We start from the raw sequence: 12184 nt of genomic DNA on the forward strand, positions 1-12184 counted from the left end.
TCCGTGTCACGCGGGCCTGCCGGGCGGTACATGCCACGGCCTCACCCAATGGTACGGGGCTCCGGGGGCTGGGGCTTGCCGGAGGGGGTGGGGGCCGCCTCAGGACGAGGGCGTGGCCGAGGGCCGGGAGCCGCTCGCGCCCTTCTTCAGGAAGCCCATGTCCTGGTAGACCGGCGTCTCGAAGCCGAAGGCGCCCGCGTTGGCGAGGTTCTTGCGGGCCGCGACCAGCTGGGGGCGCTGGTAGAGCGGGATGGAGCCGGCCGCCGCCCAGATCCGCGAGTCGGCCTTGCGCAGCAGGTCCCGCGCCTCCCCCTCGTCCAGCGTGCCCATGGCCCGGTCGAAGAGCTGGTCGACCTGGTCGGTGCCGACCCGGGTGTAGTTCTGCGCGACGTTCAGGGAGCCGTCGGCGGCCGGGACGGGCTTGGCGTAGATGGGGCGGGCGTCGGTGGCGGGGTAGGCGGAGGCGGGCCAGGAGTAGAGCGCCAGGTCGTACTCGCCGGAGGCGATGTGGTCCTTGAAGTAGCTCTCGTCCGGCACCTTGGTGATGTCGGTGCCGACGCCGATCTTCTCCAGCATGTCCGAGACGCGGTCGGCGACGGTGCGCAGCGCGTCGGAGCCGGGGCCGGAGGGGAGCACGAAGCGCAGGGTGAGCGCCTTGCCGTCCTTGGCGACGGGGGCCTCGGCGGCGGCCGGGGCGGCGGTGCCCTTGGGGGCGTAGGCGCCGGGGGCCCCGCCCTGCGCGGTGTTCTTGCCGCTGCTGTGCTTCTCGCCGCTCTCCTGGTCGGTGCCGGCGTCCTCGTTCTTGGCGCCGCCCTCGTTCTTCTCGTCCTCGCCGACGATGTACGTCCCGTCGTCGTCGGCGTCCTCGGTCTTCTTGCCCTCGCCGTCCTTGTCGCCCTCGGCGCCGGCCGCCTTCTCGCCCTCCTTGCGCTTCTTCACCGGGCCGCCGGGCACCCATCCCGCGTCCGCGAGCAGGGCCCTGGCCTCCTTGGCGTTCTGCTCGCCGAGCGCGCCGCTGCCGTCGGCGTAGGCGGGCTGCCCGGCCAGCGCGACGTGGCTGCCGACCGGCTCGGCCGGCAGTCCCAGCGGCTTCAGGACCGCCTTGGCCAGCTTCCCCCGGTCCAGGGCGCGGGCCACGGCGCGGCGGACCCGCTCGTCGGCGAGGGGACCGTCGGCACCGTTGAGGGCGAGCTGGGTGTAGGCGGGCTCCAGGGACTTGCGCACCTCGAAGCCGCTCAGCGCCCGCTGCCTGCGTTCCCGCTTGGCCAGCGCCTCCTCCCGCTCCTCGCGGGCGAGGGTCTCCTCCTCGGCGTCGTCCTCGTCGGAGCCCTTGGCGATCGCCCAGGAGCGCAGCGCCTGCGCGGCGGACCTGCCCTGCCGGCTCGCGGAGGGGCTGCCCTGCGGGCCCATCAGCGGGGTCCCGGTGCCGGCGTCGCGGGGGCCGGCGGCCACGGCGACCTCCTCGGCCGTTTCCGGGTCGATCTCCGCGAGGTCGAGCTTGCCCGCCGCGAGCTGGGAGACCCGCTTGTCGCGGGGGACGGCGCGCAGGACGATCTGCTCCAGCTTGGCCGGCTCGCCCCACCAGCGCGGGTTGCCGGTGAGGACGACCTCGTCCTCCTTGGTGTCGACCTTCTTGACCGCGAAGGGTCCGGCGGTGGTCTTCAGCTCGCGGCGCGCGCCGTCGTTGAAGGCGTCGGGGGTGCCCATGACGTCCTTCGGGTACAGCGGCGTGAACAGGGACTTCCAGTCGGCGTAGGGGCGGCTGAAGGTGACCTTGACCTCCAGGTCGTCGCCGCCGCGCTCGATCTTCTCGATGCGGTCGTAGCCGGCGTTGCGGGCGGTCCAGTACGCGCTGTCCCTGCCGGACAGGGCGCGCCACTGGGCGGCGAAGTCGGCGGCGCCGATCTCCCGGCCGTCGCTCCAGACCGCCTGCTGGTTCAGCTTGTACACGACGACCTGTTTGGGCTCGGTGTCGACGACCTCGGCCGACTCCAGATAGTCGGGGTTGCGGACCGGGCGGCCGGTCTCGTCCATCCGGTACATCGAGGGCAGCACGGCCTGCGCGACGCGGGTCGTGGTCGCGTCGGCGTCGGCCTGGAAGGCGTTCAGGGTCTCCGGCACGGAGTCCGCGGCCCAGCGCAGGGTGGCGCCGTCGGCGATCCGGGCGCGGGCCGCCGCAGCGGTGTCCTGCCCGGCGAGCGGCTTGCCCTTCGGTTCCCCGGAGGTGCAGGCGGCCAGCGCGGGGACCGCGAGCGCGCCCGCGGTGAGGAAGGCGACCGAGCGCATCACTGCGCGCGGTCCGACGCCGACGTGGGACATCTCTGCTACCTCCGGAAGGCCGCGGGCGTGGTGATCGCTCCAGCGGTATTTGGAGTTGATCATTTGTATTCAGCCGGTCTGTGGCCACTGAAGGGGAAAGGATTCGGCAACAGAGGGCGACACGGCGGCGACGGCGGGTAAGGTCACCCGGGTGGAGCAACGGACCCAGGAGTGCGTCCACGCGCCTCGGTCAATCGGTGCACATCCCTTCCCACCGGCGGGTGTGACGCGCAACACTCGCAGGCGCATGAACGTCGCCGTCCACGGCCGGCCTCTGGCCCGGGCCGAAGGAAGTGAGGTCACGTCATGTCCGTGCACGAGGAACTGACAAGGATCCAGCACACCCTCGACGACCTGTCCCGCTCGGTGGGCCGCCTGGAACAGCAGGTCGGCAGCGGGGGCCTGGAGATGCGCCGGGTCCGCACCGACGCCGAGCACCTGCGCGAGAGCGTCGCGCTGCTGCGGGAGGCCGCCGCATCGCCGGGCGCGCCGAAGCGGCCCGACCTCGTCACCATCTCCGACGACCCGTACGACCTCTCGCTGTGGACGGACACGGACGACGAGGGACTGGGCGCCCGCGACCGCCACGCCCCCTGAACCCGCCCCGACGACCGGAGTCGCCCAGTGGCCACTGGTACCGAACCTCCAGACACCGACCCCCGTCCCCGGAGCGGCGGCGTCCACACGCCGACGCGCGCCGACATCCGCGCCCCGCACCTGCGCACCGACCGCTGGTGGCTGGCCCCGGCCGCCACCGCCGCGGGCCTGCTGGCCTTCGTCGTCTACTCGACCTGGCGGGCCTTCGCCAACGCGGACTACTACGCGGCCCCCTACGTCTCGCCCTTCTACTCCCCGTGCCTGGCGGAGAACTGCGAGCCGATGCGCGGCGGGCCCAACTGGGAGCTGTTCGGCGGGTGGTGGGGCATCTCCCCCGCGATCATCATCCTGGTCTTCCCGCTCGGCTTCCGCCTGACCTGCTACTACTACCGCAAGGCCTACTACCGGGGCTTCTGGGCCTCGCCGCCCGCCTGCGCCGTGGCCGAGCCGCACAAGCAGTACACCGGCGAGACCCGCTTCCCGCTCATCCTCCAGAACGTCCACCGGTACTTCTTCTACGCGGCGCTGCTGGTCGCCCTGATCCTCACCTACGACACCGTGCTCGCCTTCCGCGACGAGGACTACGCGTGGGGCCACATGGGCCTGGGCACCCTGGTCTTCCTCGCCAACATCGTGCTGATCTGGGCGTACACCCTCTCCTGCCACTCCTGCCGGCACATCGTCGGCGGCAAGCTCAAGCACTTCTCCCGGCATCCCGTGCGCTACCGGATGTGGCAGTGGGTCGGGAAGCTCAACGCCCGGCACATGCAGCTCGCGTGGGCGTCGCTGGTGAGCGTGGGGGTCGCCGACCTCTACGTGTATCTCGTCGCGTCCGGTGCCTTCGACGATCCGCGCTTCTTCTGATGAGTTCCGACGACAGCCGACGAGTTCAGATGAGTTCAGATGAGTGAGGCCTTCTGATGTCCGTGGTCGACCGGCAGCAATGGGACGTCGTCGTGGTGGGCGCGGGCGGCGCCGGGCTGCGCGCCGCCGTCGAGGCCCGCGAGCGGGGCGCCCGTACGGCCGTGATCTGCAAGTCGCTGTTCGGCAAGGCGCACACCGTGATGGCCGAGGGCGGCATCGCGGCCGCCATGGGCAACGTCAACTCCGGGGACAGCTGGCAGGTCCACTTCCGCGACACCATGCGCGGCGGCAAGTTCCTCAACCAGTGGCGGATGGCCGAGCTGCACGCCCAGGAGGCGCCGCAGCGGGTGTGGGAGCTGGAGACCTGGGGCGCGCTGTTCGACCGGACCGAGGACGGCCGGATCTCCCAGCGGAACTTCGGCGGCCACGAGTACCCGCGCCTCGCCCACGTCGGCGACCGCACCGGCCTGGAGCTGATCCGCACCCTCCAGCAGAAGATCGTCTCCCTCCAGCAGGAGGACTTCCGGGAGACCGGCGACCACGAGTCCCGGCTCCGGGTCTTCCAGGAATGCACGGTCACCCGCGTGCTCAAGGACGGCCGCCAGGTGTCCGGCGTCTTCGGCTACGAGCGGGAGACCGGCCGCTTCTTCGTGCTGGAGGCGCCCTCGGTGGTGATCGCCACCGGCGGGATCGGCAAGTCCTTCAAGGTGACGTCGAACTCGTGGGAGTACACCGGGGACGGCCACTCCCTGGCGCTGCTCGCCGGAGCGCCCCTGCTGAACATGGAGTTCGTGCAGTTCCACCCGACGGGCATGGTCTGGCCACCCTCGGTGAAGGGCATCCTCGTCACCGAGTCGGTGCGGGGCGACGGCGGGGTGCTCAGGAACTCGGACGGCGAGCGGTTCATGTTCGACTACATCCCGGACGTCTTCAAGGAGAAGTACGCCGAGTCCGAGGAGGAGGGCGACCGCTGGTACGACGACCCCGACCACAACCGGCGTCCGCCCGAGCTGCTCCCCCGCGACGAGGTCGCCCGCGCGATCAACGCCGAGGTCAAGGAGGGCCGGGGCTCCCCGCACGGCGGGGTCTTCCTGGACGTGTCGACCCGGATGCCCGCCGAGGTGATCAGGCGCCGGCTGCCCTCCATGTACCACCAGTTCAAGGAGCTGGCCGACGTCGACATCACGGCCGAGGCGATGGAGGTCGGGCCCACCTGCCACTACGTGATGGGCGGCGTCGCCGTCGACTCCGACACGGCCGCCGCGCGCGGGGTGCCGGGGCTGTACGCGGCCGGGGAGGTGGCCGGCGGCATGCACGGCTCCAACCGGCTTGGCGGCAACTCCCTCTCCGACCTGCTGGTCTTCGGGCGCCGGGCGGGCCGGCACGCCGCCGAGTACGCGGCGGGCAGCGCGTCCGGCACGCGTCCGCGGGTGGACGACCCCCAGGTCGACGCGGCCGCCGCGGAGGCGCTCAGGCCGTTCTCGGCCGAGACCCGGACTCCCGACGACGGCCCGCCGGAGAACCCGTACACCCTCCACCAGGAACTCCAGCAGACGATGAACGACCTGGTGGGCATCATCCGGCGGGAGCCGGAGATGAAGCAGGCCCTGGAGAAACTGGCCGAGCTGCGGGTACGGGCCCGCCGGGCCGGCGTCGAGGGGCACCGCCAGTTCAACCCCGGCTGGCACCTCGCCCTGGACCTCAGGAACATGCTGCTGGTCAGCGAGTGCGTGGCCCGGGCCGCGCTGGAACGCACCGAGTCCCGCGGCGGGCACACCCGCGAGGACCATCCGTCGATGGACCGCCGGTGGCGCCCGGCCAACCTGCTGTGCTCGCTCGCCGACCCGGCGGGCGGCGGCCTGGGCGCGACGGACCCGGAGCGCGGCCAGATCACCCTGGAACGGCAGACCACCGAGCCGATCCGGCCCGACCTGCTCGCCCTCTTCGAGAAGGAGGAGCTGGTGAAGTACCTCGCCGACGAGGAACTGGAGGGACGGTCCGAATGAGCGGCTACCAGGCCCGCTTCAAGGTGTGGCGCGGTGACGTCGGGGGCGGCGGACTGGAGGACTTCGAGGTCGAGGTGAACGACGGCGAGGTGGTCCTCGACATCATCCACCGCCTCCAGGCCACCCAGGCCCCCGACCTCGCCGTGCGCTGGAACTGCAAGGCGGGCAAGTGCGGTTCGTGCTCCGCGGAGGTCAACGGGCGGCCACGGCTGCTGTGCATGACCCGGATGTCCGTCTTCACCCGCGAGGAGACCATCACCGTCACGCCCCTGCGGGCCTTCCCCGTCGTCCGCGACCTGGTGACGGACGTCGGCTTCAACTACACCAAGGCCCGCGAGATCCCGTCCTTCGTCCCGCCCGCCGACCTCGGGCCGGGCGAGTACCGGATGGCGCAGGAGGACGTGGACCGCTCGCAGGAGTTCCGCAAGTGCATCGAGTGCTTCCTGTGCCAGGACACCTGCCATGTCGTGCGTGACCACGAGGAGAACAAGCCGGCCTTCGCGGGTCCGCGCTTCCTCATGCGCGTCGCCGAACTGGACATGCACCCGCTGGACGCGGCCGACGACACCGGCCTGGACCGCGGGCGCACGGCCCAGGACGAGCACGGCCTCGGCTACTGCAACATCACCAAGTGCTGCACGGAGGTCTGCCCCGAGGGCATCAAGATCACGGATAACGCGCTGATCCCCCTCAAGGAACGGGCCGTGGACCGCAAGTACGACCCGCTGGTCTGGCTGGGTTCGAAGATCCGGCGCCGCTCCTAGATCACGGCTCCTGACGGACCCAGCCCTCGCGGTACTCGTCCCAGTTCTTCTCGGTCGCCGCGAAGTCGATGTACGGGGCGACTCCGAACAGCTCCCGGTCGGCGTCCGTCCGCGACAGCCCGAGGCGGACACCGCGGACGGCGGCGGCGACGGTCTCGGCGTGACCCCAGTGGTCGAAGTTGCTCTCGTGGTAGAAGGGCAGGCCCATCAGCAGGTGGGTGGTGGGCGGCGTGACCTCCAGGGCGAGGGAGGTCTGCTGGGCCACGTAGCCGCCGTAGGTGCCCTCCAGGGGCTGCGCGGTGTCGTACGACATCACGGCGATCTGGTCGACGCGCCGGGCGACCTGGCCGAAGAACTCCTGCGACCACCACTTGGGGTGCTTGGTGAAGAGGCCGAAGACGGAGTGCAGGGCGGGGAGCGGGTCGATCTGGTGGGCGGCGACGGAGAGCTGCGCGTCCCGGTCCCGGGTGACGGCGCGGACGTCGTCCAGGAGGGAGAGGTAGTCCCGGTCTTCGGAGTGCAGCGGCTCCAGGTCGAGATGGACGCCCTCGTAGCCCGCGTCGAGGACCTGGCGGGCCGAGTCGACGACGGCGGCGCGGGTGGCGGCCTTCTCCAGTCGCATGCCGTCGGGGCCCTCGGTGGCGAGGACGTCGCCGAGGAACGCCTGGACGCGCACGCCGGGGAGTTCGCGGTGCACGCCGTCGATCAGCCAGCGGGCCTGGGGGTACAGCGACTTCGGCAGGGTGCCGTCGTGCTCCATCGGGCCGGTGTGGACGTACAGGTCGCGGATGCCGGTGGCCTTGACGCGGCGGGCGAAGGCGGCGAGGTCGGCGTCGTCCTTGCGGCCGTCGACCCAGGCGTGACCGAGCCAGATCGCGTCGCGGTTCCTGGTGTACGTGCCGTCGGCGGGGTCGCCCATGTAGTTGACGCGGAGGGCGGTCTCGGCGGTGAGGAGGGGGAGGAGCAGGACGAGGAGGACGGCGAGGGTGATGCGGCGGAGCCGTCTCCGTCTCCTGCCCTTGCTCTCACTCTGGCTCTGACCCTCGCTCGTGCTCTCGCTCTCGCCGTCGGCCTTCGCTTCCGTGTGTCCCACCGGGTCCCCTCCCTGCGGAGCGCCGACGCGCCCCGCGTGTTGCCTGCGGGGACGAGTCGAACCGGTGTTCCGGTTGCGGCCAGGGGGCGTGGTGGGTCAGAACAGGCTGAGCAGGGCCTCCGCCGGGTCCGTGAGCTGGGTGTCGCCGCCCGGCAGGGGCAGTTCGAACCACACCGTCTTGCCGCGTGGCGTACGGCGGGAGCCCCAGGCCGCGCTGAGCAGCCCGACCAGTTGCAGGCCCCGGCCGCCCTCGTCGGTGTCGCGGGCGCGGCGCCTGCGGGGCTGGACCAGGCCGGAGTCCCAGACCTCGCAGACCAGGGTGCGGTCGAGCAGCAGGCGGAGCCTGATCTCGCCCTCGCCGTACCGGAGCGCGTTGGTGACGAGTTCGCTGACCAGCAGCTCCGTCGTGTCGACCAGCGGTTCCATGTCCCATTCGAGCAGCTTGGCGCGGGCCAGCTCGCGGGCCCGGCCGACGCTGCGCGGCTCGCGCGGCAGGGTCCAGTCGCCGACGGACTCCGTGGGCAGGCCCTGGACGCGGGCCATCAGCAGGGCGATGTCGTCCTCGCCGTGGTGGCTGTCGAGGGTGTTGAGGACCTGGTCGCACACGTCCTCCAACGGCTGGGTGGGGTCGGTGAGGGCCCCCACGAAGGCCTGGAGTCCCTCGTCGAGGGGGTGGTCGCGGCTCTCGACCAGGCCGTCGGTGTAGAGGGCGAGGAGGGCGCCCTCGGGCAGTTCGACCTCCACCTCCTCGAAGGGCTCCCCGCCGACGCCGAGCGGCAGGCCGGGCGGCACGTCCAGCATCAGCGCGGGCTCGCCGGGCTCGACCAGGACGGGCGGCAGGTGGCCGGCGTTGGCGAAGGTGCAGCGCCGGGTCACGGAGTCGTAGACGGCGTACACGCAGGTCGCCAGGTAGACCTCGGAGAGGTCGGCCTCGCGGGGGCGGCGGGCGGCCCGGGTGGCCTGCTGGACGCCTCCGGGTGCGCCGAGGCCGCGCGCGATCTCGTCCAGTTGGGAGAGCACCTCGGCCGGTTCGAGGTCGAGCTGGGCCAGGGTGCGTACGGCGGTGCGGAGTTCGCCCATCGCGACCGCGGCGCGCAGACCGCGGCCCATGACGTCGCCGACGACCAGCGCGGTGCGGTGGCCGGGGAGTTCGATGACGTCGAACCAGTCGCCGCCGACCTCGCTGGCCCGGCCGGTGGCCGCCTCGCCAGGCAGGTAGCGGCAGGCGATGTCGAGCCCGGAGGCCTCCGGGTCGCCGGGCGGGAGGAGTGAGCGTTGCAGTATCAGCGCGCGTTCGTGCTCGCGCCGGTAGAGGCGGGCGTTGTCGATGCAGACGGCGGCGCGCGCGGCCAGCTCCACGGCGAGGTCGCGGTCCCGGTCGCCGAAGGGTTCGCTGCCCTTGGTGCGGGCGAACTGGGCGAGTCCGACGACCGTGTCGTGGGCGACCATCGGCACCGCGAGCGTGGACTGTACGAGGCTGCCGTCCTCGGCGGGGACGGTGCGCGGGCGGCCCGTGCGCAGGGCGTCCGCGCAGGGCGAGTTGAAGGGGTAGTGGTGGACGGCGCCGAGCTGGACGCGCTCGCCGGCGCCGTGCAGGGGCGCGTCGGAGACGGCGCTGGAGTAGGCCACGCGGCGCAGCTCCGCGGAGCCGTCGGCGAGGCCGGCCGGGGTCTCGTCGCCTACCAGGAGGCCCTGGTAGAGGTCGACGGTGGCGAGGTCGCAGAAGCCGGGGACGACGACGTCGAGGAGTTCGCGGGCGGTGGTCTCCAGGTCGAGGGAGTTGCCGATGCGGGCGCCGGCCTCGTTGAGCAGGGCGAGGTTGCGGCGGGCGGCGGCGGCCTCGCGGGCGGCGGCGCGGCGGGCGGTGATGTCGGTTCCCAGCCAGGCGACGCCGATGGGGCGGCCCGAACCGCTGTGGACGCGGTAGAGGTTGACCGACCAGTGGCGGCGTTCCTCCGAACCCGGCACGAATCCCGTGACGTGCATGTCCGTGATGGAGTCGCCGCTCTCCAGCACCCGGCGCAGGGTCGCGGAGACCCGGTCGGCCTCGGCGCGCGACAGATAGTCGTGGACGCCCTTGCCGCGGTGGTCGTCGGGCGTGCCGCCGAAGGTGGAGGCGAACCGCTGGTTGGCGCGGCGCACCCGGAGGTCGGGGTCGATCAGCAGGAAGCCGAACGGAGACTGGCCGAATATGGCCTGCGAGGCGGCGAGGTCGGTCTCGATGCTGCGCAGGACGCGCACGTCGACGACGATGCAGACGGCGGCCTTCTCGCCGTCCTCCGTCCGCGTCGGCATGACGTACACCTCGGCGAGGCCGCGTGTTCCGCGACCGGTCCCCGTCCGGGTCCCGGAGCCGATGTCGGTGTCCGGCGCGCGGAAGGGGACCACGCCGGTCCACTCCCGGCCGTCGAGGATCTCGGCCATCTTGCGCTGGCCGCGCTCGCGCAGGTCGGGGTCGATGAAGGCGTCGATGGGGTCGGTACCGACGGCGTGTTCGGCGGGGATGCCGAGCAGTTGCTCCGCGCGCAGGCTCCACTGGTCGACGAGCCCGTCGGGGCCGATGGAGAAGGACGCGACCTTGATGTAGTCGTAGATGGAGCCGGGCGGGCTGCTCTGCCACACCGCGTCACCGAGTGGCGCGTCTTCCGACGGGCCCTCCGACTTCGTGGGCCTCGCTGGTATCTCGCTCACGCGAACCGTCCCCTCCAGCTCACCGCGTCCGGCACCGGTCACCAAAGGCGGCTGCCCGCAGTATCCAGCACTACGGCGCCGCACAACACGGTGTTCACGATCACAGCACGGTCCCGATGGTTTTCGGTCCGGACCGCGCCAACACTTCCAGTCTTCTAACCAGCGGACACGGCATCGAATCACGCTGTTCCACAACTGCCACTGGCCTGAACCAGTTGTAGCCGTTCCGTCATCCCGGGAGCGTGAGTTCGAACCACACCGTCTTGCCCGTGTCCCCGGCCCGGGTGCCCCAGCGGTGCACGGAGGATGCCACCAGCTGGAGACCGCGCCCGTCCTCGTCCTCGGGACGGGCGACGCGCTCGCGCGGCGGGTCGGGCAGCGGGTCGGAGACCTCCACCAGCAGGATCCCGGGCGGTGCGGCGGGGCGGCGGAGCAGGCGGACGCCTATGGGGCCGGTGGCGTGCCGCAGGGCGTTGGTCACCAGTTCGCTGACCAGCAGGATGGCGGTGTCGCCGACACAGTCGAGGTCCCACTCGCGCAGGGCGCCGCGGACCTGCCGCCGGGCGGTCCGCACGGCGTCCGGCACCGCGGGAAAGACCCACTCCGCGCGGCCGCCCTCGCTGTCGATCACGCCGCTCACTTCCTGGCCGGCGATCCCCACCCATGTCCGGTTTCATGGGGTTAATGGGCACATACCCGGGATTCGGGCTCGGTACCGCTCGGGAGGGCGCACTGTGTCACGAACGGCGTGCGGGGCGCTCATGGCGGCCCGTTCACGCACGCCGCGTGTCCGTCGCGCTCAGCCCCAGGTGGGCGAGCGCCCGCTCGACGGCCGGCACGTCCTGGTCGAGCCAGGGCACGTCCCAGATGCGGGCGGGCGTCAGCCAGCGCAGGGCGTCGTGGTCCTCAAGGGGTTCGGGGCCGGGGGAACCGGGGAGGAGCCGCGCGGTCCACACGTGCAGGACGAAGGGCGATCTCAGGGGCCACTGACCCGGGACGCGCTCCCCGGCCTCGGCCGCCACACCCAGTTCCTCGCGCAGTTCCCGCACGAGGGCGGCCTCGGGCGTCTCGCCCGCCTCGACCTTGCCGCCGGGCAACTCCCAGCGCCCGGCCAGTTCGGCCGGCGCGCTGCGGCGCGCGGCGAGCAGGCGTCCGCCGTCGACCAGGGCGGCGCCCACCACGATCCGTTCCGTCATGCGCCGGAGCCTACGGGCTGCCGGCCGGGCTCGTCGGCCCGGTCAGTCCACCCCGCCCTTCCCGTTCGCCCCGAGCCGCTCGACCCAGTAGAGCTGCTTGTGGCCGCGGCCGTCGAGGGTGTCCGCGATCTTCTGGGCCTCGGCCCGGGTCGCGTACCTGCCCACGCGGTAGCGATTGCCGTTGTCGTCCTGCCGGAAGACCAGCCAGGGAAGAGTGACCGTGCTGTCGTTCATCGCGCCCCTCCACTTCCCGCCCGCGGCTCCCGCCGCGCCCCACCCGCCAAGGAAACCCCGATCCGCATATGCCCGAGCCTACGCCCAACCTTCACGGAGCGAATACGGCTTTGCACAAAGAGGTACGCAACCAGCCAGAACGCAGGGGGCGCACGATGCGGAACGCGCCGTCTCCGCGCCCCGATGCGTCCGGTCGGAGGCATGCCGGGGCCAAGGGAGACCACCTGCGGGAACGACCGGATTGACCGGATTCATACGCCGCCCGGAGGGCGGGACCGGGCGGCCGGAAGGGCCGAAGGGCACGGGAAAGGGGCGCGGGAGGCGCACGGGAGGCGTGCGCCATCTCACACCCCCATGGGGCGCCCCAACTCGCCCGGCGGCGCTGCTGGTTGCCGAACGGGGGCGCCGCCGGGGGGGGCG

Annotated in this window: 10 protein-coding genes; 4 read left to right on the forward strand and 6 right to left on the reverse strand. The window is 72.2% G+C overall.

Annotation, left to right across the window (positions count from 1 at the left end; genetic code table 11):
* Positions 1 to 99: 99 nt before the first annotated feature.
* Positions 100 to 2319, reverse strand: a complete 2220-nt coding sequence (locus ACZ67M_RS13130) for an ABC transporter family substrate-binding protein (RefSeq protein WP_469850879.1) — start codon at positions 2317 to 2319, stop codon at positions 100 to 102.
* Between the two features lie 306 nt (positions 2320 to 2625).
* Between ACZ67M_RS13130 and ACZ67M_RS13135 the strand changes: the two genes are divergently transcribed.
* The 4 genes from ACZ67M_RS13135 to ACZ67M_RS13150 are packed head-to-tail and all read left to right on the forward strand — an operon-like array spanning position 2626 to position 6550.
* Positions 2626 to 2916, forward strand: coding sequence for a hypothetical protein (locus ACZ67M_RS13135; protein ID WP_307014955.1), 291 nt, complete (start codon positions 2626 to 2628; stop codon positions 2914 to 2916).
* Positions 2917 to 2943: 27 nt separating this feature from the next.
* Positions 2944 to 3780: a hypothetical protein gene (locus ACZ67M_RS13140; protein ID WP_392099444.1), complete on the forward strand. Its 837-nt coding sequence runs from the start codon at positions 2944 to 2946 to the stop codon at positions 3778 to 3780.
* A 56-nt stretch (positions 3781 to 3836) separates the two neighbouring features.
* Positions 3837 to 5786, forward strand: a complete 1950-nt coding sequence (locus tag ACZ67M_RS13145; RefSeq protein ID WP_469850881.1) for a fumarate reductase/succinate dehydrogenase flavoprotein subunit — start codon at positions 3837 to 3839, stop codon at positions 5784 to 5786.
* The gene (locus ACZ67M_RS13150) at positions 5783 to 6550 is read left to right on the forward strand and encodes a succinate dehydrogenase/fumarate reductase iron-sulfur subunit (protein ID WP_125492365.1); all 768 of its coding nucleotides are present in this window, start codon (positions 5783 to 5785) and stop codon (positions 6548 to 6550) included. The genes ACZ67M_RS13145 and ACZ67M_RS13150 overlap by 4 nt, the downstream gene beginning before the upstream one ends.
* 1 nt (position 6551) lies before the next feature.
* Here ACZ67M_RS13150 and ACZ67M_RS13155 read toward each other — a convergent pair whose 3' ends face one another.
* From ACZ67M_RS13155 to ACZ67M_RS13175, 5 genes are all read right to left on the reverse strand, one after another.
* Positions 6552 to 7643: a glycoside hydrolase family 18 protein gene (locus tag ACZ67M_RS13155; RefSeq protein WP_469850882.1), complete on the reverse strand. Its 1092-nt coding sequence runs from the start codon at positions 7641 to 7643 to the stop codon at positions 6552 to 6554.
* Positions 7644 to 7739: 96 nt separating this feature from the next.
* Positions 7740 to 10334, reverse strand: a complete 2595-nt coding sequence (locus ACZ67M_RS13160) for a SpoIIE family protein phosphatase (RefSeq protein WP_469850883.1) — start codon at positions 10332 to 10334, stop codon at positions 7740 to 7742.
* Between the two features lie 229 nt (positions 10335 to 10563).
* A complete protein-coding gene (locus tag ACZ67M_RS13165) occupies positions 10564 to 10974 on the reverse strand; it encodes an ATP-binding protein (RefSeq protein WP_392099433.1) in 411 nt (136 codons plus the stop codon).
* A 133-nt stretch (positions 10975 to 11107) separates the two neighbouring features.
* Positions 11108 to 11530 (reverse strand): (deoxy)nucleoside triphosphate pyrophosphohydrolase, encoded by a 423-nt coding sequence (locus ACZ67M_RS13170; protein ID WP_361352130.1) that lies wholly within the window; start codon positions 11528 to 11530, stop codon positions 11108 to 11110.
* Positions 11531 to 11572: 42 nt separating this feature from the next.
* Complete coding sequence (locus tag ACZ67M_RS13175) at positions 11573 to 11764, reverse strand: SPOR domain-containing protein (protein ID WP_361352133.1); 192 nt, start codon at positions 11762 to 11764, stop codon at positions 11573 to 11575.
* Positions 11765 to 12184: the final 420 nt, after the last annotated feature.

Source organism: Streptomyces sp. NPDC107500 (assembly GCF_055582785.1).